The organism is Thioalkalivibrio sp. ALE11, assembly GCF_000381205.1.
In the GTDB taxonomy this organism is placed as follows: Bacteria; Pseudomonadota; Gammaproteobacteria; order Ectothiorhodospirales; family Ectothiorhodospiraceae; genus Thioalkalivibrio.
The window spans coordinates 1-23,244 of the sequence record NZ_KB906177.1 but is presented as its reverse complement, the minus strand read 5'-3'; the positions used below and the strand labels follow the sequence as shown (position 1 = coordinate 23,244).

Here is a 23,244-nt window from a genome sequence, read left to right as displayed (position 1 = left end):
TCGGGCCACAGACTCAGGCCGGACGACTGACCCGTGGCTTCCAGCACCTCCCGCGCCCGCGCAACCTGCGGTGCCAGCCGTTCCCGGGCGGACGGCGGCAGCAGGCGTGATGCATGAGCATCCAGGATCTGGAGGGTGAGCGCCGTTTCGGGATCCAGGGCAGGCATGTCCTGCAGCGGGGCGTCAGCCAGCCAGTACCAGCCGTATGGACGGTCCCGCTCGTCGCGCCCAAGCGGTAGAAATGCCGAAAGCGATTCCAGGTCCCGTTCGATGGTTCGCAGGGTCGTATCCAGTCCCCGCGCCTGCAGGCGTTCAACCAGTTCCGGCGCACTGATCCGGCGGGACTGCCTTGGCACCATGCCCAGCAGCAGCATCCGCCGCTGCAGCGTCGCGCGCATTCCGTTGCCCTGGGTCATTTCCCGTCCATCCCCTGCTCGTCGGTTGTCCCGCTCACGGTGGAGCCTGCCAGCCGGTCATCGGCCGTGCAAAGATTCGACGCCCGCACCCCGAAGCTGAGGAACGCCCCTTCAACGTAGCTCATCGATTTCATACCGAATGCGTCCGTCCGTATCGCGAACCCGCGTCGGTGCCGAGCCAGGGCCGTCCTCCACAGTGCCGAGGATCCGGCCGTCCGCACCGCGGATGTAGGTGGGCCCCGGGGGCTGCTCGTCGATGTAGCCGGTGATGCGCCCGTCGGCATCCCGGATCAGCGGCTGCCCCGGCGACGGGACGTTACTCCCAAATGTCGGCGCGACGGCACAGCCGGACAATGCGATGCCGAGCAGGACAGCAAGACAGGCGCTCGGATAATCCATCACGCACCCCTGATGAATGTGGTCAGCACATCCTCACCCATTCAGGCGTCCATTTGTGTCGCCTGCGACATTCCGAGCTCCCCGTTACCGGGATGCTGACTGCCGACCTCGTGGAACTCCGGGTTGGCACCGTCGTTATCGAGGACCGCCCGAAACGCCAATCGATGCTCGATTAGGAGCAAACGCAGGTTCGGCCCTGATTGGCCGGCCCGCAGCCCGCGAAATCCTTCACGACCCACCAAAGATCCGGAATGAAGCGGTGTCCGTCGATACCTGCGAATGCTCCCCCACCTGCTCGCCCCATGCATCGAGAACGGCATCCAGATATCCATCCATTGACTCACTTGCCCGGCATTTCACGGCCTCCCGTTCCGCGAGTAACGCCCATTCGAGTTCCTGAGTGAGTTCCGCGGCCCTCACCTGCTCCTGCCTATAAACTTGCACACCCTCGGCGCCCGTCGCGAGCACAAAGGTTGTGCCACCTACCACGCCCATCATCGGACCGCTCTTGGCAGTGGCAAGAGTGGCAAGGCCCGTTTGTGCGAATACACGCTGTGCAGGTTTCTTCAGGATGTCCACAAACGCCCTGATACCCCCGGCACGCGATGCCTGTACCGTCGAGGAGCGCTTCAGCACGCGCCGGCTCAGGGGCAGGGCACCCGCAGCGGACGTGGCTACTAAGGTTTTACCGGATACCCAAGCACCGCTCTGCGGAAGCCGTTCGAGGTCCTCACTGACCCACTGCTCAAGCTGCGCCGACAGTCCCGACAACTCAACGTCTGCTTCGACCTGTTCATCGACGCGGGTGGCCGACGGTTCCCGATCCAGTACGTCCGCAAGGTGGTGCGTCAGGCGTGCTCCCGATTTCGCGATTTCTGCGGGCAGCACCTGTTCCCGGAGATGCCGGTCCGCCCGATCCAGGTGTTCCTGGATCCGGGATTCTTCCTCCAACAAGGTCTGCGCCTGTTCATCCAGATACTCGTCGAGATCACCAAAGAAAGGCAGCGACATTCGTGTAGCCCAGCCGCCGAACGAGTGGTATTCATCAACGAACGCCGGAACCTGATCGATTGCTGCCTCGAAGGCCCAGTCCACGCCGGTGTGGTACTCATGCTGCAGGACCCGTCGAATCCGGGCCTGCTCGGATTCAAGGCTCGCGCCGGCTTCCGCGCGCACCCGATCGAGCGCGTCTTCGCCTTCGATTTCCCAGGCCGCCCCACCGACCACCACCGTCAGGGTCTTCGATTCCACGGCCTCGTCGATGCCTGGCACCACAAGAGCCAGAAAACCAACAGCGATCACCGCAAAGAAGGCCCCCAGGACAAGACTGATTCTTCGGCTTCGAGCATCGTCCTCCGTCGGCGCCGTCGGTTCCTCGGGGGATTCCGACTCGGTTTCGGCCCCACCGGAGTCATGCTCCCCCGTCTCGCCGCCTTCTTCCCATTCCCGCTCATCCATCCTCTACCTTCCTTCTGCGAAGTAACACAGTCCCATCAACAGCCGCGACCACGCCCAGGCCGCCCCCAGGCTGGCCAGGAAGAGCAGGATCCAGGCCACCAGCACCCATGACCCTCCTGTCTCGACGCTCCCCACCAGGTTCTGCATGGCCCAGTAGCTCAGTTCCGTTACGTAGACGATGGCCCGCAGGACGGGGTCCAGTAGATGACAGTTCCAGCCGGGCGAAGCCGCCACCGTTTCCAGAACGCGTTCGTATGGCTGCCCGCGGTAGTCCGTCTGCTCGGCCAAGAGATCCAGAATCACCAGGAAAGGCGTCAGGATCGCGACGTTCAGGCGCACGGCCAGCACCCTTGAGAGTGGCTCGAGCCATTGGGGAAGAACCTCACGCTCCAGCCATCGCCGGGCCCGTACGGCCAGAAACAGGAACACCGGGATATTGAGCGCAAGGAGGCCCCATTGAGGGATCGCCCAGCGATGAAGCTGGACCAGCAACAGAATCGCGAGGAAGAACCCACCCCCGGCACTGACAAAGCGCATGAGCGACCCGGGCCGAACCCACCGGGCGAGGGCTCCATCCTCTCGCAGGTACTGCCGCGCCCAGGCCCGCCGACGCGTCTTTCGGAACTCGAACAGCCCGTGCCCGATCACGCCGGCCACCACGGCCATCGGCAGGATCGCCAGCCAGCATGGCAGGACCGGGAGGAGATGAACGCTCCCACCGAGCAAGCCCGCAGCCGCCAGAATCAGCAGCGCAGATCGCATCGTGTTCGGGCGTACCCCCGTCATCCCGCCGCTCCTGGCACCAGCGCCCTCGTCATGTTGCGGAGTAACCATCGTCCGTTATGCCCGGAACATGGGCAAGGCTTGGCGGCAGTACGGGCGCCGCGCCCGATCACCCGGTGAGCCGCGCAACGAGCACACGTCAAAAACCGTCGCCTGGCTGTGCAAGGCTTGAGCTCCATTCGTCGAGGAGTCCTGGCCATGCCCGTCAGCAAACGCCGCCGCTCACGCAAGTCCTTCCGCTCCGCCCGCCGGGGGGAGCTGCCCGGCAACCTTGGAGGCATCCGGGCCCTCTGGGCCCTGCGTGTCCTGCGCCATGCCCTGACCATGGACCTGACCGGGACGCTCCTGCGTTCGCTGGATGACGATATGCTTCAGGCGCTGGGCGTGGACCACGACGGAGACGTCTGGGACGACACGGAACGGGTGGAGGCGGTCATCGAGCGGGCCGACGCGGTCGAGCAGCAGGCAGGCCCGTTGCAGCGGGATCACCCAATCGCCCGTAACGTCCGCCTTTTCGGGGAGCCCCTGGGCCTTTCGGAATGCGAACGCGAGGTCCTGCAGATCCTGGCACTGAATGCCTCACATCATCCTTTCGCCTCGTTGCTTTCCAGCGTGCGCGACGCGGTGGACCTGACCGCGGAGGAAATCGTGGCGGTCGCCCTCGCCCGTTCACTGCGCGAGGTCCGGGAGGCCCTGTCGCCCCGCAACACGCTGGTGCGTTCCGGCCTCGTCGAGACCGAGGGCCGCGGCATGCTGATGTCGAACCAGCTCGGTTTCGACCTGCTCGGCGATCTGGCGTCGGAACTGGTCGGTCGGATGGAGTCGGCCGAGCCGGTCTTCAGCGCGTTTTTCCGCCCGATGCCCGAACCGGAGGGAGATCAGATGGCCCTGGCCCACCTGGAGCAGCCGCTGGCACGGCTGCGGGCCCTGCTCGGCCAGGCCGCTTCGCAGAACGTTCCGGGGGTCAATATCCTGCTCTACGGGCCACCCGGCACCGGAAAGACGCAGCTCGTGCGGCGCCTCGCACAGGAGCTCGGGCTGGAAGGCCGCGAGGTGAATCACGAGAGCCCTGACGGAACACCCATGGACGCGCAGCACCGGCAGCGCGCCTATCAGCTCTGCCAGTATCTCCTGAGGCGGGCTTCCCGCTCCCTTGTCGCCTTCGACGAGATCGAAGACGTGTTCGGGCAGGATCCGCTGGCCGCCCTGTTCGGCAACACCCGGCGGGGACCCCGTACCGGCGGCAAGGCCTGGACCAACCACATGCTCGAGGATAACCCGGTCCCGGCGATCTGGATCACCAACCACCCGGAGCAACTGGATCCGGCCTATCTGCGGCGCTTCGATTTCACCCTGGAGGTCGGTCATCCCCCGCGCTCGGTCCGCCGCGCCCTGATGGCGCGCGCTTGCGAGGGGCTGGAGGTCAGTGACGAATGGCTGGACCACATGGCCGGCATCGAGGGCCTCACCCCGGCCGAGATCCAGCGCTCCGCGCGGGTCGCGCGCCTGCTGGATCAGGCCGCCCATGGCGAATCGGCGGAATCCGTCATCACCGACCATCTGTCCGAGCAGGCCGAACTCCAGGGGCGGCCCCCGCTTGCCATGCCCCGGGCGTACGCCGAGCTGGAATACGGTCTCGAGAACCTCAACACGGAGGGAGACGTCAATTCGGTCCTGGAGGATCTGGTCCTCGCGGGCTCCGGCTCCCTGCTGGCCCACGGTCCTCCGGGGACCGGCAAGACCGCGCTGGCCCATCACCTGGCACAACGGGCGGACCGCCCCCTGCGCAAGCGCACCGCTTCCGAGCTGATCTCCCCCTACGTGGGCCAGACCGAGAAGAACCTCGCACGGGCCTTTCGCGAAGCGCGACGGGAAGGCGCGGTGTTGCTGCTGGACGAAGCCGACAGTTTCCTGACCGACCGTACCGGCGCCCGCCACTCCTGGGAGACGACCCGCACCAACGAACTGCTGGTCCAGATCGAGGCGTTCAGCGGGATCCTGGTGTGCGCCACGAATTTCCTGGAAGCGCTGGATTCGGCCGCCCTGCGACGGTTCGACCACAAACTGGAACTGCGTCCGCTGACCATGGAGCAGCGGGTACGGCTGTTCGAGCGACTGGTGGACCGGCTGCAGCCGGTTGATGCCAGCGATGGCTGCGCCACGGAATCCGCCCGCGCAACCGTCCAAAGGCTCGAGGAGCTCACACCCGGCGATTTCGCGACGGTCGTGCGAGCAAATACCCGCCGGCAGGGTACCGGCGACCTGACCCAGGAGGCCCTGGCCGAGGCCCTGGCGGCGGAGCAGCGCATCAAGCCCGGGGCCGGACGCCGCGCGGCGGGCTTCGCCTGAGCCCACACCCCCTCGAACGGACCCCGGGGCCGGACGGCCCGTGGATATGGAGAGAACACATGGACGACATCTCGCGACCGAACCCGGATCATTTGATCCAGCGCCTGAGGGCCGAGCGCGCGAGTACACGGACGCGATCGATGTGGTACCGGTACCCCGTAGGCAATCACCATCACCGCCATAGAACTCACGTCCCCACCGTAGCCCTCTTCAGGAATCGACCGAGCCGGCATCTTTTTCAGAGAAATCAGGTTGCTCGCTTCTCGAGTGCCCCGTCTGCCCCCTTTTGGCCCTCCTATGAACGCCCCTTTCCTGTTGCACGACGATCATACAATAATCGATCAAGCAGAAGACTTGAGATATGAAACGCTACTTGAGACACTCAAGGCTTGCCAATAGCCCTCCCAATCTATTCCAGCAATTCACACCTCAACAGCCGGAACCACCACATAAAAACGACCACAAGCGATCTCAGCCAGGAGGCAAGCAATGTCAGAAACATTTGCTCAAAGACTAAGTAAAGCCATCAAACAGTCTGGCTTCACGCAAGACGAATTGGCGGCTCGAGCAAATGTCTCACAACAGACTATTCAGTACCTTTCCACACGAGGAACCAGCTCAAAGTATACGACCACTCTAGCCCGTATTCTGGGAGTATCCGCTATATGGCTCTCAGACGGGACAGGTGACATGCGAGCCAATGCGTTGCCCACTCGACTAAGAGAAGCCCGAGAGCGTGCAGGCATGACTCACAAGCAAGTTTCCCGGAAATGTACGCTGCCGCCCGCCTCCATATCCGCTATCGAAAACGGTAGAAAATACAATCCTGAGCACCTTCCGCTCTTGGCAAATGCTCTCGGAGTCTCTACCGAGTGGCTAGTTTATGGAGAGGGAAACGTTGAAGCACACCAAACCAGCGGCGTAGTCGGCGCCCGAGGTGGTCTCTTCGTGCCCCGCCTTACCTACGAGCAAGCGGCGAACGCCGAACAAAGGGCGGCTGCCAAGGATACTAAAGATTGGGTAGTCGACTGGGTCTCACCACGCAAGTGCTCGACTGATATGTTCAGCCTTGAAGTTAGAGATCGCGCCCTTCAGGATGCCATTCAGCCAACCGACATATTGATATTCTCAAGCAACTTAGAACCTGACCCAGGCGACATCATTGCCGCGATCCCGTCAGGACATACAGAAGTTATCCTAGGCCGATACCATCACATCGGTTTTAGTGATTCGGGATCCCCAATTCACATCCTTCGACCCGATAATCCGGTATTCCCGGCACTTCGGTTAGACGACGCCACCACTATCTCAGGTATAGCGATCGAACATCGAAAAAGTCTCATCTAACGGGCCATCAATCATTTCCTGGCTGAATTCGTAGCCCCCTCCACGAAGACCACCAGTGCCTGAATTCAGGCCCACACTCGCCACTGTCCGACTTACAGCCAGTGGAGGGCAATACGAAGCCGCGCCCGGACTGCGGCCCAGGATGGACGACTAAAATTAATCGGCGATCGCCTTAATTAGCGCATCGCGCGCGTCTGAGTAGAACTGGATGTCGACCTTCGTCGCCATATCGTCGGAGAGATCAAAAAGCTGCTTACGGCACGTGACCGGCATCATCACCACGGAAGCGCCCTTCTCCACCGCCAGTTCGACCATGTTGATGGCGTCGTGAACCGGCTCGATGGAACCTCCGAGGTTGATTTCGCCAACCACGATCAGGCCACCGCGCACACTGCGTTTGAGCAGCGATGTGCACAGCGCGATCAGGCCAGCCATGCCGACCTTTGCGCCCGACTTCGCAGCGTCGAAACCTCGAAGTTGGGCGGTGAACTCGTGTTGGCGCGGGTCCTTATCGCCCACGAGCTGGTTGGCGCGCGCATATAGATTCTGCTCGGCGAACCCCATGCTCTCCTTGAAGGCGGGAGGCACAGGCTTATTGAGAATCTTGACGCCGCTTCCGGGACCTTCGTTGGCCTCGATACGGAATAGGCCCGGGTATTCGTCGCCAGTCCCAGGGCTGATCGTCCACACCTGGCCGGGTTCCAGCGGATCGTCTCCGATCCCCCCTTCGCTTTGCAGTTCCGGTGTCGAGACGAACTGCTCGACACCATCGTCGCCCATCACATAGCTGAAATGCGTATTCCGAAACTCTGCGGCACCGATACGTTTTTGCTGCTCCTTCACGCGGCGCCGAGCTTCCAGGGCGAGACGCGCGGCCCATTCCAGATCTTCGTCCAAAACTTGCCCGTTAGCTGGGTAGAGTAGCTTGAGCAAGCCGCTTATCGTCTTGTTGACGGCATTGGTATCGCGCCCGGACAACGCCCCGCCGAAGCGCAGGCGGTCCTGGATGGTCGCCACCCGGCTTTGGGCGCGGAGCTGACTCCAGCACTCGGAGAGGAAATCGCTAACCAAACCAAAATGGTCGGTCAGGATATCCTTGCGCACCTTCGGTACATCCCAACCCGGAAGGAAGGCGTGGATGCGGTCCATGAAGGCGGTGTCATCCTTCATCTCCGGCGGCATCGGTCCGAACAGATGCCCGACGCGCTGCTGATGCTCAACGTCCACCTCGAAATTTCCGACGAGTACGATGCTCCCATCCGCCCGGATGCTCTCCTTCCCACGGCTAAACTCACCGGACTCCATGTAGCCCTTCATGATGTTCACACCGTCCTTCTGGTCGAAGGAGATACCCGAGACCTCGTCGAAGCAGACCACGTCGTACTGACAAACCAGGCCGCGCTGACCATTGGCATTGTTGACGAACATCTTGGCGACCGTCGCCTTGCCCCCCGAGATCAGATGCGCGTAGGGCGACACCTGCTGGAAAAGATGGCTCTTGCCCGTACCCCGCGGCCCCAGCTCCACGAGGTTGTAATTGCGCTCAACGAAGGGAACCATGCGCAACATCAGTGCGTCTTTCTCACGATCGCTCAGGCTATCGGGTTCGATCCCAGTCGAGCGGAGCAAGAAGTGCTTCCACTGCTCAGTCGTGAACTGTTTACGTGCCCCCCCTAACTTCTCCAGCACGTCTCGGCTGGAGAGCTGAATCTCGCGAAGCCCTTCGATGCCAAACGGCCGGCCATTCTGCTCCGCCGCGATGGAGGCGTCGTAGCTGAGCGTGATTTCGGCGTAGAAACCACCGGTGAACATCCGCTCATGCCCATTAGCCATTTCGGGCGTGATGCGAGCATCCTTGATGCGCAAGCTGGGAAGCGTTGCGACGTAGGTATCTGTTTTGGTGTCCAGGCGAGCCGTAATCATGTCGATCAGCTTGATCTCGCCTTCTTCGCGCGCTCGGGACTTGAAGAGCTCCTCCTCCCCCGCCTTCACCGTGCGCGATTCAAGCTGGCGCTGAACAATCTCCAGGCCTTCCTGAATCTCCTCCTCGTCGACGCTGGCGCAGTAACGCCCCAACAAGAACTCGACCACGTAGGTCGGCACCGGAAACTGCCGGCTAAACGTGCGCACAAGGTCTTTGCGTACCAGATACCCGTCAAGGGCGCTCACCGCCAGGCGGTCGATGTCATCAAGCTCTACGGTCATCAATATCCACCAATCACGACGTCACGCTGCTGCAGAAGCCGGCCATCCTCGTCGAGGATCACCAAGGTCGCCGTTTGGCCCTCCAGGCTGTCGTCCTCGACGAGGATCGAGCAGGTGCCATCGTCCTTGAAGGGCTTCACGGCGTTAACGATGCTACTGGCGGAGTCACCCGCCCGCTGCCGAATGTCTGCTTTCCGGCCTTCGGCACCCCCCTCCACGGCCACCGTGCAGCGTAGTCCCTTCCAGCCAACCTCACGGATGGTGGCTGCAGTGAGCGACGGCATGCCATGGCGCACGGCCAACTGCAGTGTCAGGCATTCCTGCAAACTCAGGCCACCATGCGCATAGTCCTCGCCGTGCTTATAGCAAGCGATGCCATCCGCCAAGGCGAACTCCTGGTGCGGATCCCAGTACCACGGGAACAGGCGCTCCTCGGTTTTGGCTCCCTGCTTGATGGCCGCGCACCGGCCCCACTTGGTCTCGGCGAGCGCACTCGGTAGTTCGATCTTCGGCAGGCCACCGGGCATGAGCAACCAGCCGTGATCGGTCACCACCCGCACTTCTGCCCAGCCGGCCGCCAGTAGTTCTTCGATCCGCTCTCGAATCTCATCCAGCATCCCGTCCAGGTGCATCGCGAGTTTCCAGCCCCGGGAGTGGCCTTCGTGATCGATGTCGCCGAACTCGCACCAAGCCTGTCCCTGACCGGCGCCGGTCTCATGTCCTTTCAGATACTCCCAGCCCGCCTGGCTGAGGAGTTTCCTCAGATGGTAGGTACTCAGCCGGGCCCCGCTCTCGCGCGCATTTGGTTCAAAGTCCGTGCTTCCGGGCGCGCCGGTGATCTGATCTCGTACTGGTGACACCGCGGCCTTGCCCGTCGCAGTCACACTCGGCAGCGCGGTCCACGTCGGCTCTTCCTCGACTTCGAGACCAGCGGAATCCAGACGCTCTGTCAGTCGCTTGCCCGTATCAAAGCGCAACCCATCTACAAAGAGCACGCATTGATCCTTGCAAACATAAGGAGGCGGATCGTCTTCACGCGTACCACCCGGCGGGCTGACCTGGCTCACGATCTTTTGCAGGTATCGAGCTGCATCCTCACTCCAGGGCAGGTACACCGCGCGCACGGCCGCCGTAATGGCTTCGTAGTCCGGATTGCTTGAGGCGTGTTCCAGCGCCCGCATCACCGCATCGTCGGCCCTCCAGCCCTGGCTCGCGTAGGCTGCCTCGAGGTCGTCGAGCGAGCCGGCAGCCAGCGAATCTCCGGTCACAGTGGCCAGTGTCGCGAGATGTTGCAGCGCACTGGCCAGCGGCGCTTCACCCAGCTCCGCCCAGACCAGATTTCTCCGCTGCGTATGCTGCCTCTCCAGCGACAGAATCTGCTCCCGCGCCTGGTGGGGGGGCTTCTCCAGTAGTTTCAGCAACCCTTTTTGCAGCTCTTCTTCTTCGTGGTCATTCCACTGCGGCCACCCACCCATCGTCTGGGCATCATCGCCCAGGTCGAATGCCGGCGCATGACAGCGCCGGATCTGCTTCGGGATATTGGGGTAGCGCCGCGCGGATTCGCAGAAGCGCTGCCAGACATTCGCCCACGGCCCCTGCCCTTTCGCCAGCAGATCCGCGGCCGCCAAGGGTCCGTCCTGTACGTTAAAAGCGAACTGTGAACGGCAGACTTCCGCGAACGCCGCCTTTTCCTGATCGGTCCGGGCAGCGTCGAAGGCTTCCGGATCCTCCAGCCATTGCAGCAGATCGCGCGTCGGGTCACCACCTGTCAGCAACGTGTTGAAGTAATTGGCGTCCAGGCGCTTGTCGCGGAGCAGCGCAACGTCTTCGTCGATCAAATTGGACAGTGCCAACAACATGGCCCGCTTGCTGTCCTGGTCCTGGGCCACATCCAGGCCCAACCCACCCTGCTCCGACTTCAGAAAGGCCAATACCGTCCAGTCCTTAGTGTTGATCTGGGCCCAGGTCACACCGCGATACTGCAGCTCGGCCAGCGGCTTGAGCGACTCCGGGCAGCTCTCCACCGCGCGCAGATCCTGGCGCCCCACGCCGGGCAGGTAGATCACCGGCGTCTGTCCTGGCGGCAGCGCGGCCTCGTCCAGCGTGCCGGCCATGGCACAACGCAGCCAGATAGCAGGGCCCCTGCGGCGCTCGGGTTCGTACTCACCGAAGACCAGCAACTCCGGCATATCGCCCTGCAGTGCCGGGATCACGCTTTGCCATTGCTGCTCGCGATCCGTCCAGAGGATGCAATGCGGCGCGCTCTCCACATCCGGGTTATAGCGGGCGCTGCGCCGCACGGCGGCCACCAGCGCCTCCGCCACCGTCTGCGATTGTGGATCGGCCTGCTGCTCGCTCATGCCTGCACTCCGTACACCTGCGCCAGACTATCGAGGATCTCGTCGCCACTCTCGTCGATGATATCCAGGGTCTTGAGGTAAGCCGCGTCTAGCCGCCCACGCTGTGCACCAAGGAACTCGCGCATATCGTCCCGAGCGATGCCGGGAAGCTCGACCGTCTCGCCTGGCACGAGCAGACGGGACAGACGGAAGATATCGTTGCGATGCTTCTTCACGTTCTTGGAGTCGACCGGCTCCCCGGCGGTCTTTCGCTTGCTCAAGTCCAGCCACGCGCGCGCCTTCAGCGGAATCAGCGCGTGCTCGGTGATCACGGGCACGCCCAGGAATTCGCGCTTGTGATCGTGGATCAGGCTGTAGTAGTCCGCTTCCAGCAGGATGGCAGACAAACTGACTACAGCCTCGTCGATCGGTACCGGCGTCAGATGGCTGTCCTCGATCAGCGGCAGATGCCCCGGCTCGCGGGCGAAAAATTCCAGCATCGCCGGGAAGCGGGGATCGCTGGGCTTGCTGAAGCGGTAGAAATTGCGCGGCTTGTCGCCCACCTGCCGCGACTCGTAGCCGCCCTCTTCTATGAATTCCCACATACGCTGCCCGAACTCGAAGGTCAGAGACTCGACGCAGAGCACGATGTCGAGATCCCGCGTAGCGCGAGGCTCCAGACCGGCATCCTCCTGCACGAGATAGGCCGCCGAGCCGCCGATCAGCACGTAGCAATCTTCGAAGCCGGCCAAGCGCTCGGCGAACAATTCCAAGCCTCTCACCACGGCATGGCCTCCAGCATTTCCTCGACGCCCTGCTCTACACGCTCGTCGGTGTGGTCACGCAGACTCAGATACAGCGATAGCGGATCAACACGTCCATCGCGCGCACTGGCTTCCGGCGGATAGCGCCATAGCTCCACGAGGCAAGTGCCTTCGTCCTGCACGGGAATCAGCTCCAGGCCCTGCCCGTGCCGGCGCCAGACGCGGCTGGCGATGGCATGGACCGGCTCAGCCGGCGGGCCCAGCAGCGAGTACTCGGCCAACGCCGATTCACCGGCGAGCGGCAGCGACCATTCCGCAATATCCGCCGCCATCACCCGCACTGTTTCTCGCACCGGGCTGCGCAGCAACGGCTGAGCCTTCTGCCATGCAACCTGGGGCGAATCGGCAAGTTGCACGACGCGTTCTCGCCCCTGCGACTTGGTACGCACCAGCCCGTTGCCCTCCAGTTCCTTAACTGCACGGCTCATACTCATCGCGGTGTAGCCCAGTGGCTCGGCCATCGCAGTCGCGCTGGCAGGCATGGGAATCTGGCCGAGCAGCATGGCCACGAAGACCGCCTGTGTGGCCGGGCTCAGCCGATCCGTAGGCGCAGCACCACGCCGCTGCGACCGCAGGTTGGTCATCAGATACCCGAGGCGTGGCCAGTAGATCTGCTCGCCGACCACCACGAAGGGCACCCGCACACCCACCAGCCGCCGTCGCAGATAGCTGGGCAACGCATCGGCCACCAGGCAGTACGCCGAGTCCGCCTCACCCGCCAATTCCATGGCCTTCTCGATCTGCGCGACAAAGGCGCGGGTGCCTCGAATTCGGCCCTCGTCGCGCAGCAGCAACGCCACCGCGCGCTCGCCGTCGACCGTGCATTTGTGCAGCTCGAAGAGTTGGCGTAGGTACGTGGGCAGATTGGCAGTCAAAGCCCGCCCCCAGGTCACGGGCAGCCCCGTCTCCTGCTCGAAGTACCGCGCAAATGCCTTGCCTAGCGTCATCGTTGGGCAACGCTAACACAATTCTCTATCGCTAACATTTTTTTTGTTAGCGTCCGGACATCCTGTTAGCTTCGCTCCCGGCCACCGAGGCAGGAAAGGGCACCCCCGCGACAGCCCTCATCCTCGGGCATTACACACCACGCGCCGCGCGCTTCTCGGCCAGGGTCAGGTGGTGATCGTTGATGCGCTCGCCGCCAAAGGTGTCGAACCAGGGGGCCGACTCGACATCCTTGCCGCGATCCTTATTCCAGTGGATGTTGGGCTTGTCGCGCAGCACGCCGGCGCCCTTCTTCTTGATGTCCGGCACGGACATGAAGGGGCGGATGTTGAGGCGCACGCCGTCGTCGAGGTCGGGGTTCCAGCCGATGGGCTGATCGGCCAGCGGCTTCCAGCGCACGAAGATGTCGTAGGGCTTCTCGCCTTCTAAGATCCGCAGCAGCCGCTTCTTGAGGGCTTCGGCGGCGGCAAGCTTTTCCTGGGCGCCGTCGACGCCGCCGCTGATGTCCTGCTTCTGCCGGCTAATCCAGTCACCGAGATAGGTGTAGATCAGCGTTTCCAGCGCCTTGTAGCCCAGCTTGTGATAGTTCAGCAGGGCCGAGAAACCATCGCGCAGTCCGTCCCAGACGTGCCAAATGAAGGGCCGGTTCTGGAAGAGCTTGCAGTGCTGAGTGAAGAATTTTTCCCGCAGCCAGCTCTCCAGGCTCTTGCCGGCGTGGCCGACACTGGCGAGCAGCTTGGCCTGCACCTGGCCAGACCACTGATCGCCGTAGGCGGCAGCCAGAAGATCGAGCAGGCGGTCCTCGGCGGCGGCCTCACCCCGCACCGGCGGGATGCAGACGATGCCGTCGCGGTCGGCATGCGGCAGCAGCGCTTCGCATCGTTCTACCCACTCGCGCTGCTCGGCCGCCAGCTCCATCTCCGGATCCAGCTCAGCCGGCCAGCGGTATCCGAGCAGGCGGGCGACCGCCACCTGCAGCACGGTGTCGTCGGTGCGCAACGGGCCGTGCGCCGTCCATTTGCTGTTGTCATCCCAGACGACCGAGCCGCAGGGGTGGCCATGGAAGATCCACTGGGTGGGGTCGTCCGTATAGGGCTGCGGTAGGCCGTGGGGGTATTGCTCGGCAGCGACGGCGGTCCAGTAGCCTAGATCGAAGGATACTTTTTCTAAATACCCCCCATCCACACTTAATGCTTGATTTGATTCCCTAATATTCTCGCGAAAATATCCGCCTTCGCAGTAGCAGAAAAAAGGAAGAAATACATCATCACTTTTTGGGACCAAAACTGGCATCAAATGCGAAAAGTATTCTCCAATATAAATCTGGTGGTTAAGTGACCCAACACGCGCTATGGCGATGCCCTTTCTACCCCAGGCGGCATTGCCATCGGGGCGAAATCCTGGCACGCACGCCCTCCAATCGCGCCTCCCATCCCAATAAATTAGCGAATCAAGGCCATTGTAAAACTGATGATCTGACGTGGCTGTTTGATACGCGGCCCAGCCACCCCTGAGCGAGGAGAACTCCCAAAAAAACCTCGTTAGCCTCAGATTGTCTCCGGTTGTTAAACCGTGCACCGACTGAAATGAATCACCGACCCTGTGCGAGATAACCTCAGAATTCATTTCGACCGAGTAGTCAGGGTTGGTCAGCTGCCCCGCCTGCTCCACGCTCTTGACCTCAGCACCAAGCAGCGCAGCAGCCTTATCAGCGGCGGTTTTGGGCTCGGAGACATCCACGCCGCGAATGCGGTGGGTGGCCGCCTCGCCGGTGAATAGGGCGCCGTGCTGGCTGGTGGCGTTGCCACGGGTCAGGGTGATCAGCTGGACATTGAAATCCCACATTGGCGTCTGAAAGCCCTTCGGGCCCAGCCGTGCAATTAGGTTCCAAGCTTCCTGCTTGAGCAGCTTCTCCCGGAAATTCTTGTAGCTGCTGAGGAACAGCCAGTTCTGCGGCAGCACGACGCTGCTGCTGCCGCCCTCGGCGCATAGCTCCAAGCAGCGGTCGAGGAAGACGGTCGCCAGGTCGCTCTTGGCGGCCGGGTAGTGTTTCTCGCAGAAATCGCGCAGGCGCTCGGACTGCTTGCCGCGCGAGAGATAGGGCACGTTGGTGACGACCCAGGTGTATTGGCCGGCGAGCAGCGTCGCGGCCCTGGCCAGGCCCTGGGCGACCACGGCGGCTTCCTGCTGGGCGTCGGTGCGTTCCTGACTGAGCGCCTCGTCCAACACGCCGGACAGCTCGGACCACTGCACCACCTTGGCGGCGTCGGTCTTGGCCGGATTCAGCAGGCTGCCCAGCACCGGGGCATCCCGAAAGGCCTCGTGCATCCAGTCGAGGGCAATGGAGAGGTTCTTGCGGCCCAGGCCGAGCTGCTTCCATTCCTCCTTGGCCACGCTGACGGACAGGCCGGAACAGGCCACCTGGATTTCCGGCAGCTTGCGGTAGCCGCCCGCGCCGGGATAACGCCAAGCGGTGAGCGCCAGGGCGAAGGCGGCCAACTCCACGCAGCGCTGGTCCAGCTCCAGGCCGTGCAGGTTGTCGCGCAGAACGGCGTCCACGGCCTGCTGCGGGTTGAGCCCTTCCAGCTCCTGGCGCATGGGCACGAGCATGAGCAGCACCGCCACCAGGAAGTGCCCCGAGCCACAGCAGGGGTCCATGACCTTCAGGTCCGCGAGGTCGTCCGGCCATTGCGCGAAGGTGCCGGCCGCCGGCATCCATGCGCCCGGCCCGGCGCCGCCTTCTGGCTGACCATCGCCGGCCTGTGCCTCAGCGGTCTCAATCTCCTCGCGCACAAAGCGCAGGTACTGCAGCAGCACGCCCGGGATGGCGGCCTTCTGGCGCAGCGTTTCCTCGCTTTCGGCATTGCGCAGGTCGTCTTCCGTCAAGCGCCGCGCCGCCCACCAGGCGCCCAGAGCGTTGTCCAGCAGGAAGCTGACCATGTAGGGCTCGGTGAAGAGTTGGGTGACCGCCGGCAGCTCCCGCGCCCCGATCTTGACCTCCGAACGGTTGATGCGCTCCTTGTTGCTGGTCTGCCAGAACTGGTAGACCCAGCCAAGGGCATCGGAGGCGGTGAAGACCTCCGCCGGCAGCTCCGCCAACAGACGCTCCAGCGGCCGCTGGAAGTTGGTGGGCAGTTTCACCTCGAAGACCGGGGAATCCACGCGGAAGATCTGCGGCAACATCTGCGCGGCATAGCGCGCGGCCAACTCCCACCCGTTAGCGGCCCCCTCGTCGACGGCAAGATCCTCACAGTCCTGCAGGCTCACCGGCACTGCACCCTCCGGGTCCGGGTACATCAACAGCTCGTTCTCCGCCAGGAAGCGCGCAAACAGCATGCGGTGCCAGTGCTCGTAAGCCACCTCCTCGACGAGGCGGTCCATGCTCTGTTCCTTGCCGCCGTTGAGCGGGTCGCCGAGCTGGCGGCCGTGCAGGCGCAGGCGGCGGCGCAGGTCGCGCTGGGCTTCGCTGAGGTGCGAGTACGGCGTGGCCTCGCCCACCCCCAGTTCTTCAAGCGCGGCGTGCGCGGCCTTCTCGGCCAGCTCGCGGGCCTCGACGACGGTGTCTTCGAGTTGGCTGCGGAGGTGTTTGTAGAGGGGCGTCATGACTCAGCCTTTGGATTTGAACGCATTGATAGACGGATGGAGCCTGCGAAAGTGCGGTCTTAGCATTCGCCTTCCAGGTCTTGCCAACGCTCCTGCCAATCCTGGCTCCGCGACTCCCAGTCGAAACGCGGCTCGTCATTGAACATCTCAGCCCAATAGGCGTCGGCAAGCTGACGGAAGAGCTGGTGCACCATCGTCATTACGAACTTCTCCAGCGCCAGCTGTTGTTCTTTTGTCCGCGCGTAGGCCGCCATCATCCCCCGATCCTCGCCGGCTGGATTCGTCATAGCTTGTTGAAGCCGGCCGTAGTCCATAAGTAGCGAAATGTTTCGGTCCATTTCGCTTTCGGCGAAGGCCGGGTTGGCGAAGTACTTAGCGGCCAGCTTGCGAATGAGGTCCCGCAGGAAGACCATTTTGATTTCTTCCGCGCGGACCATCTGAGAGATTGAGCCCGAGTCGTAAAGCTTTCGGCGCTGCTCACAGGTGTCGGACAGGAAGGCCTGTCTTGAGGCGAGCAGGGCTTCTAGCGCTTGCTGATCGAGCGGCTGTGCCGGCTCTGCGTCTTCGGACTGCGCCTCATGGAGCCTGGCCCGAAGATTTTCGGTCATGATCCTGCGGACAGCTTCCCTTTCTTCGCCCTGCAAACCGGAAAGCTCGCGTTCCATGATGCCCTCGGTGATTCGCTCTACCGAACCGTTACCCGAGGCCCGAGGATCACTTTCCTTGGCCGCATTATCGGAATCCGCTTCGCTCTGGCATCCCGCAGTCAATAGCAAAAGTGTTAGTGACATTCCTGCTAGTGCTCTCTTCATCAGTTGCTGCTTGGCCATGAAGACCCCCTATTTGACGCGAGTCGGCAACGACGGCGGCTCGAGCTCCGACAGGTGCGCAAAGCTCATCGTGGTATCACCGGGCCGTTACTCAGCGCGTCCTTGAGCTTTTTCTTTGCCACCTCAGCCCATTCGTCGATCTCGGCTTCGGACTGAAGCGTGGGGCGCGACAAGTTGATGAACTGAACCTCCGGCTCGCGGAGAAGCGCGGCTTCTTCCAAAATCTGGCCGAAGCGGCCGGACATGGCGGCGACGCGGTCGGCCAGGGTGCCGAGTGGGATGCGGTCGAGTGTGGCGAGAACATCAACGGTGGTCTGGACCTTGATCTCCGGTGCATCTGCATGGGTAAGACGTTGGGCCGCCAGGAGGCTATTGCGCTGTTCCGGCTCCAGGGCTTGCCAGTTGGCGTCTGCGCTCAGACGTGCCATACCCGTTTCGTGCTCCGTCTTATAGGCGGCGTCGAGCCGGTTCAATTCTTCGCGCAGGGCTTGGGCCAGGTTGTTGGCCAGCTCCGTGCAGGGCTCCGGCTCGGCAAGCAGCTTGCGGTGCTGTTCCAGGCTTTCCACCTGGGAACGCAGAGCCTCAGTGCGGTCCAGCGCCTCGGCGTGCCGGGCGAGCTGCTTGACGGTTAGCCATTGCGGCCAGCGCTCCTGGATCTTGTCGCGGGTGGCCTGCCACTCTTTGATGGATTCGGCAATAGCTTCACGCTGGTTGTAGATCGCCTGGAGTTGCTCGTTGCCCACGCACCGGCGCAACTCATCGAGAAAGCCGGTATCCGGCGGCTCCGGCTTGGGGGCTTCGCCGCCTGCCGTAGCCGCGAGCTCGCGCAGTGCCTCCAGGAACTGGGGCACGTAGCTCAGCTCCTCACCGGACTTGGCCTTGATGCCCAGGGGCTGCATGAGCTTGCGAACCTGGATCCGCTGCGCCGTCGTGATGGTGGCGGATTCGACCCGGAACTGGGTCTTCCCGATTGCGCGGCGATCCAGGCTCGCCGGATCCATGGGGTTTCCGCGATCATCCTGTGCGCGTGCGTGCCCTGAAACCATCAGGACATGCAGGGCGCCATCAACGGCGTCCCCGGACCAGCCATAAGGCGGGCCCTCGAAATGGGCCCGAATATCGGCACCGCTCTTTCCACCCGCGATGAAGCCGAGCACTTCTTTGCAGACGGGGTTCTTGTCCGGTTCGCCTTCGTCGCCGACAGCCTTGAGGGCGTCCGGCGCGCCCTTCTTGGCGTGCTCCAGGACCTTGCCCCAGCCGGGATGATCCGCCGCATCAAACTTTGGATAGAGGCGAATCTGGGCCGCTTCTGCCGCCTCCTGCATCATGGCCAACAGGTCATTACCGCCGATCTCGTTGCCGCCGCCCTGGAAGACGCGGGCCTCGGCGAAGCACTCTTTCAGCAAGCCCTCGATCCGCCCTTCGGCTTGACGCATGGTGGTCTCCATCGCCTCACGCGCCTCTTTGCCGTCCGGCGTGCTGGGCGCACCACGTTCGTCCAGGGTGTACTTGGCTGCCTTGTACTCCATGAACTGTTCGCGCAGTTCGTCGCCATGCCGCTTCGGGATGAAGACGAAGACGGTGGGCGAGTCGCTGCCGGCCTGGCGGGCCTCGGCGCGTACGGAGTTCTCGTCGGACGACCAGCCCTCGCGCACCCAAAGATAGATGCGGCTATGGGCATCCTTGGGGAGCTCCGCGTCGAAGCAAGACACGACCTCGCGACTGACATTCGATTGCCCCTGTAGAAGGCTTAGCCGTCGGGACATGTCACCGAACATCCTGCGTATGCGACTGTCGCGCTCATCCTCGACCACGTGCTGCTGGTTGGCGATATTCGAGCGGTGGTTAAGAAATGCGTCGTTCCAGGCCGTGCTTTCTTCGGTCTGGATGCGGTATTCCTCGCCCACCTTCATGACCAAATGGCAGTTATCCAGCAGCTTCGGCAACTTGCTGCGCAGACTGGCTGAACCGGCCGGTAAGTCCTCGACCAGGAGATCCGCGAGTGTGTCCACGGTGGGCGCGATACCGATCTGCGGTTGACCGCTGACGACCTTGTTGATCAGGAAGATCATCGCGCAGGCGCGCGCCTTCAGTTGCTCGTCCGCGGTGCCGCGCGACCAGGTCTGTATGGCCTCGTAGACCTTCTTGGGCAACATGCGCGCCTGGAGAAGCTTCTCGGCGCCGTCGAAGTAGATGTAGTCGGCGCGCACGACGCTGCCAAGTTCGGCGTCCAGATTGCTCTGAATGGCCTTGTGCACCATCGAGAGCTGGTTGCGAAGCTGGCTGTCGGTGCCGGTCTGGTCCAGCACACGCAGCGCGGTCTCCCAGAAGCGACGCCGCACCGGCAGGATGGGGTAATCCTGCACGAAGTACTCGCGGTCGTCCTGATTGTGGGCAATGGAGCTGCCCGTGAGGTGTCGAGAGATCTCCCCCAGGTTGGTGTTCATCACCTGGTCGAGGGTGTCGGTGACCTCGGGCTTCTTGGCCAGGATGACCTTCCGTATGACCGTGTCAACATCCGCATCGGAGAGCTGCACGCGGACGGTGAAACGGCCTTGCAACTTGGCGAGATTCGAGGTGCCTGTGATCGCCGTCTGCCCCGTGCCAATGAAGATGAGCTTGGCCCCCAGATATTTACAACAGGTCTCAATCGCCTCCTGAACATCCAGGGAGCGCTGCGCATCGGGGCCAATGTACTGTTGCACCTCGTCCAACACGACGAGCGTCAGTGGTAATTTGCCTTCACGGGTCAGCGCCTGCTCGATGGCGTCCAGCATCTCTTTGCTGGAGACATCTTTGACGTTTGGAAACATATTGTTGAGCGTTTCGACGCAGGCGCTTTGCGATGCGAAGCGCTTGGGCATCAGTTCGGTGAGGGCTTCGTGCAGGCCATCCGCTACATAGAAGTTGTCCAGCTCTTCTTCCCAGTCGTACCCCTTGTCTTCCACGGCTGCCTTGACCTTCTCAAGGAGCCCTTCGTGCTGCAGCCACATGACGAAACGGGCGTAGGGGTAACCTTCCGGCAGACCGACCGACTTGAAGATAATGCGCAGCAGTGCCAGGCGAACACTGCCGCTCGCCCCTGCCCCAAGCGTGCCGGAGGCTGCATGCAGGCCGCCGTGGCGTCTGCCCTGGGCCGTCAGCTCGGTCAGGTGTTCCTGCACCGATGAAGGGAGGTGTGCGATGCCGCGCGGGGTGGCGCCGTCCTGAAAGGGGGTATCCAACCAAAGGGCGCGGAGCATCTTCGCGAGGTGCGATTTACCGGAACCGTAGAAGCCGCTGATCCAGACGGCGGGCTGCTCCTCATGGCCCAGGTTCTTTAGATAGGTGTCCAGGATGTGGGCGACACCGCGCTCGTACTCGCCGTCGCAAACGAAGGTTTCCAGCTCGTAGCGCAGGACATCCAGCGCCGGAGCCGAGGTGTCGTCGTTCACATTTGCGACACCATTGTTGGCGAGGTTCCGCGTCGACGGATCCTTCAGGTAAATCTCCCGGTTCTGCATCCTAATCCTTTCCTTAATACGTCTTGTCAGCGGTGATCGGGATGGCGAGATAATTCCAGCCATCATAGCCATCCAACAGACGGTAGTTGTTGTTCTCGAAGCTGCCCGGAAAGAACACGAGAAGCCGCCCGCTCACCAGGGGAGCGAAGCGGTCTACGACGTCCTTCACCTTCACCAGGCCAAAGAGCGAACCCACACCCGACACCGCCACGACGCTGCGGGTGTGAGCCCCCTGTTCGGCAACAAAGCGTTCAAAGCCCTCGTCGAGGTAATCCAGATAGCGTGGCAACAGGTTGCCCAGGAGTTCAGGCTGGGCGAAGTACTTCTTCGCGTACCGCTGGCCTGACAACCAGCACGCGAAGGTATCGGTGAGATCGAAGTGGCGCCAATCGTAACCGGCTTCGCGCGTGACCAGGTCGAACTCGTCCACCTTAGCGCGAAGAGTACGTTCATCGGTCTCACGGTAGACGCAGAAAATGACGCGCTGGGCAGGCGCAGCATCTTCGCGCCAGGGGACCGCGATGTGGTCGCCGTAATTCTGCAGAAGCTGCCTAATCTTGCTCATGCAACTGCTCCAGGTCGGTGGCGTTGATGATGTCCGGGAAGGCCACCTCCATGACCTCCCCGAGCCGTTTGAAGCGCATCCAGCCCCTTCGGCTGGCACCTTCGGCCAACACGATGGCGTCTTCGATCATGCAGTCCAGAGCCTTGGCGTAAAGGGTTTGGAACAGGGCCGGGCCAAGCGCCCCAGAGGCCCAGCTAAGCAAAAGCGCGTACGCGACAGCGCCAGACGTGGGTTGCGCCGTGACGCGAACCTTCTTGACCCGCCCCCGAAGGTGGCCGGATTGCGTCAGCGTCGCATTGATATTCTGCGCCACCGATTTCCGCGTGGCCGCGCTGAAACGCCCAGGGGCCAGCGCTTCAATCTGCTCTTCAACCCACTCCCGGGTGACGAGCGCGCCAGGCTCTGCTCCCCAGATGCGTGGGGCGAGGTCCGCCAGGACCCTGTCGCGGGCCAGCGCGGCGCAGAGCGCCATGAGCGGGCGACCGTCCGGATCCTTGTCCCAGAAATAGCGCAGCCCACGAAAGACGAGCTGTGCGTCGCTTAAACCGTAGAGATCCACCAGATGGCGATACGTCAGTGTCCTCGATTTCGCCGAGCGCTTACCGAGGCAGTTCTTTTCCTCGATCGCCTGTCGGAAATCCGCTGGCTCGACCGCGCTCTCACCACAGTAATCCAGGAGCTCGCCCAACTCGGCCAGCATCATCGTACGTGCCGTATGGGCTCCCCCGCGCTGCACGCCCTTGAAGCCACTCGTCTCAATGTTCAAGTGGAATACCTTCCTTATCCTCTAGCTGTTCGACAAAGCGACGCAGCGGTGAAGCGTAAGGTTTTGAACTATCCAATTTAGTTGAACAGAACAACGGCCCACGCTTTGGCGCCTGATCCATACGTCGGTGGTGCACTGATGCTTTCTTGAGTATGCCGAAGACCGCCTCGCATGCTGCTTTGTACGTCTGCTCATCAGTCCACCAACTGGAGTACACGCTCACGGTATTCGTCTTCGGACAACACCCCCCGATCCCGAAGGCGGCGCAGAGCTTCTATGTCCGCCTCCAACTCGCTTGAGGGTTGCGTTTCCGAGGGCCCTTCGGCGATGGCCCTGTGCATACGTTCGTCGTCCAGGGCTTCGTCGATGGTCTCCCACAGGGTCCGTGTCAGGATCTCTTCCAGCTTCTCGATGGACGCAAAGACGCCGCCACCCGCACCGCCCTCGACATTGCTCGCACGAACCGAATTCTCGTGGGCGATCTGCCGGGAACCGGGCTCCAACAGTGTGACATTCAGTCGGGAGTGCGCCTCACGCCGCATCACCTGGTTGGAATCCAGGTGTTCGATGTCGACCTCCATGACGAAGTCACCCTCTCCTTCCTCCGCCAGCATGCCGCGCTGTTCCAGCCCCGTAATGAACTGGTCGCGGACCACATCGGATACCGGCTCTTCGGTCTCGAGCGTCTGCAATGGATTGCCGAAACCGCCCCGAATCGCGCCCAACCAGTTCGCCCCGTGCTGCCGGCTATCCGTGACGGGCCCCATCTCCACGTTGGCCTCGCCGACCGATTCCAATTCGGGGCTTGAAGCCGGATCCAGCGTGACCGGTGTGGTGGTACATCCAGCCACCAGAAAGCCGCCCAACAGGACCACTGCCATTCGCGTGATGCTCACCCTATTCCCTCCCCCC

Annotated in this window: 15 protein-coding genes and 1 pseudogene; 2 read left to right on the top strand and 14 right to left on the bottom strand. The window is 62.6% G+C overall.

The window, feature by feature from the left end:
- From F620_RS14395 to F620_RS0112005, 4 genes and pseudogenes are all read right to left on the bottom strand, one after another.
- Positions 1–416 (bottom strand): annotated as a pseudogene (locus tag F620_RS14395) (WYL domain-containing protein); the annotation flags it as partial.
- A 111-nt stretch (positions 417–527) separates the two neighbouring features.
- A complete protein-coding gene (locus F620_RS0112020) occupies positions 528–815 on the bottom strand; it encodes a hypothetical protein (protein ID WP_019570742.1) in 288 nt (95 codons plus the stop codon).
- 228 nt (positions 816–1,043) lie between these two features.
- Complete coding sequence (locus F620_RS0112010; protein ID WP_019570740.1) at positions 1,044–2,273, bottom strand: hypothetical protein; 1,230 nt, start codon at positions 2,271–2,273, stop codon at positions 1,044–1,046.
- 3 nt (positions 2,274–2,276) lie between these two features.
- On the bottom strand, positions 2,277–3,059 hold the full coding sequence (locus F620_RS0112005; protein WP_019570739.1) for a hypothetical protein: 783 nt from the start codon (positions 3,057–3,059) through the stop codon (positions 2,277–2,279).
- A 195-nt stretch (positions 3,060–3,254) separates the two neighbouring features.
- On the opposite strand from F620_RS0112005, the gene F620_RS0112000 reads away from it, so the two are divergent.
- Positions 3,255–5,405 carry an ATP-binding protein gene (locus tag F620_RS0112000; RefSeq protein ID WP_019570738.1) on the top strand — a complete coding sequence of 717 codons (2,151 nt, stop codon included), beginning with the start codon at positions 3,255–3,257 and terminating at the stop codon, positions 5,403–5,405.
- 489 nt (positions 5,406–5,894) lie between these two features.
- Positions 5,895–6,752: a helix-turn-helix domain-containing protein gene (locus F620_RS15670; RefSeq protein ID WP_081621772.1), complete on the top strand. Its 858-nt coding sequence runs from the start codon at positions 5,895–5,897 to the stop codon at positions 6,750–6,752.
- A gap of 156 nt (positions 6,753–6,908) precedes the next feature.
- Here the strand turns inward: F620_RS15670 and brxL are convergent, their stop codons facing one another.
- The 10 genes from brxL to F620_RS0111950 form a co-directional block, all read right to left on the bottom strand.
- A complete protein-coding gene (gene brxL / locus F620_RS0111995; RefSeq protein ID WP_019570737.1) occupies positions 6,909–8,957 on the bottom strand; it encodes a BREX system Lon protease-like protein BrxL in 2,049 nt (682 codons plus the stop codon).
- Positions 8,957–11,317: a BREX-1 system phosphatase PglZ type B gene (gene pglZ / locus F620_RS0111990; protein ID WP_019570736.1), complete on the bottom strand. Its 2,361-nt coding sequence runs from the start codon at positions 11,315–11,317 to the stop codon at positions 8,957–8,959. The genes brxL and pglZ overlap by 1 nt, the downstream gene beginning before the upstream one ends.
- On the bottom strand, positions 11,314–12,078 hold the full coding sequence (locus tag F620_RS0111985; RefSeq protein WP_231373900.1) for a hypothetical protein: 765 nt from the start codon (positions 12,076–12,078) through the stop codon (positions 11,314–11,316). The genes pglZ and F620_RS0111985 overlap by 4 nt, the downstream gene beginning before the upstream one ends.
- Positions 12,075–13,067 carry a hypothetical protein gene (locus tag F620_RS0111980; RefSeq protein ID WP_019570734.1) on the bottom strand — a complete coding sequence of 331 codons (993 nt, stop codon included), beginning with the start codon at positions 13,065–13,067 and terminating at the stop codon, positions 12,075–12,077. The genes F620_RS0111985 and F620_RS0111980 overlap by 4 nt, the downstream gene beginning before the upstream one ends.
- Positions 13,068–13,197: 130 nt before the next feature.
- Positions 13,198–16,668 carry an N-6 DNA methylase gene (locus tag F620_RS0111975; RefSeq protein ID WP_019570733.1) on the bottom strand — a complete coding sequence of 1,157 codons (3,471 nt, stop codon included), beginning with the start codon at positions 16,666–16,668 and terminating at the stop codon, positions 13,198–13,200.
- A 59-nt stretch (positions 16,669–16,727) separates the two neighbouring features.
- Positions 16,728–17,498 carry a hypothetical protein gene (locus tag F620_RS0111970; RefSeq protein WP_155987013.1) on the bottom strand — a complete coding sequence of 257 codons (771 nt, stop codon included), beginning with the start codon at positions 17,496–17,498 and terminating at the stop codon, positions 16,728–16,730.
- A 65-nt stretch (positions 17,499–17,563) separates the two neighbouring features.
- Entirely contained in the window at positions 17,564–21,001 is a 3,438-nt protein-coding gene (gene brxC / locus F620_RS0111965) for a BREX system P-loop protein BrxC (protein ID WP_019570731.1), read from the bottom strand.
- Positions 21,002–21,014: 13 nt separating this feature from the next.
- A complete protein-coding gene (locus F620_RS0111960) occupies positions 21,015–21,566 on the bottom strand; it encodes a BREX protein BrxB domain-containing protein (protein WP_019570730.1) in 552 nt (183 codons plus the stop codon).
- Positions 21,553–22,332, bottom strand: a complete 780-nt coding sequence (locus tag F620_RS0111955; protein WP_019570729.1) for a hypothetical protein — start codon at positions 22,330–22,332, stop codon at positions 21,553–21,555. Before F620_RS0111955 ends, F620_RS0111960 begins: the two co-directional genes overlap by 14 nt.
- 194 nt (positions 22,333–22,526) lie before the next feature.
- A complete protein-coding gene (locus F620_RS0111950) occupies positions 22,527–23,213 on the bottom strand; it encodes a YajG family lipoprotein (RefSeq protein ID WP_019570728.1) in 687 nt (228 codons plus the stop codon).
- Positions 23,214–23,244 lie beyond the last annotated feature (31 nt).

Excerpts from the sequence above, each read along its gene's own strand:
- F620_RS0111970 (WP_155987013.1), bottom strand. The coding sequence starts at position 17,498 with ATGGCCAAGCAGCAACTGATGAAGAGAGCACTAGCAGGAATGTCACTA.
- F620_RS0111975 (WP_019570733.1), bottom strand. The coding sequence starts at position 16,668 with ATGACGCCCCTCTACAAACACCTCCGCAGCCAACTCGAAGACACCGTC.
- F620_RS0111960 (WP_019570730.1), bottom strand. The coding sequence starts at position 21,566 with ATGAGCAAGATTAGGCAGCTTCTGCAGAATTACGGCGACCACATCGCG.
- F620_RS15670 (WP_081621772.1), top strand. The coding sequence starts at position 5,895 with ATGTCAGAAACATTTGCTCAAAGACTAAGTAAAGCCATCAAACAGTCT.
- F620_RS0112005 (WP_019570739.1), bottom strand. The coding sequence starts at position 3,059 with ATGACGGGGGTACGCCCGAACACGATGCGATCTGCGCTGCTGATTCTG.
- F620_RS0111950 (WP_019570728.1), bottom strand. The coding sequence starts at position 23,213 with ATGGCAGTGGTCCTGTTGGGCGGCTTTCTGGTGGCTGGATGTACCACC.
- F620_RS0112020 (WP_019570742.1), bottom strand. The coding sequence starts at position 815 with ATGGATTATCCGAGCGCCTGTCTTGCTGTCCTGCTCGGCATCGCATTG.
- F620_RS0111980 (WP_019570734.1), bottom strand. The coding sequence starts at position 13,067 with ATGACGCTAGGCAAGGCATTTGCGCGGTACTTCGAGCAGGAGACGGGG.
- pglZ (WP_019570736.1), bottom strand. The coding sequence starts at position 11,317 with ATGAGCGAGCAGCAGGCCGATCCACAATCGCAGACGGTGGCGGAGGCG.
- F620_RS0112000 (WP_019570738.1), top strand. The coding sequence starts at position 3,255 with ATGCCCGTCAGCAAACGCCGCCGCTCACGCAAGTCCTTCCGCTCCGCC.
- brxL (WP_019570737.1), bottom strand. The coding sequence starts at position 8,957 with ATGACCGTAGAGCTTGATGACATCGACCGCCTGGCGGTGAGCGCCCTT.
- brxC (WP_019570731.1), bottom strand. The coding sequence starts at position 21,001 with ATGCAGAACCGGGAGATTTACCTGAAGGATCCGTCGACGCGGAACCTC.
- F620_RS0112010 (WP_019570740.1), bottom strand. The coding sequence starts at position 2,273 with ATGGATGAGCGGGAATGGGAAGAAGGCGGCGAGACGGGGGAGCATGAC.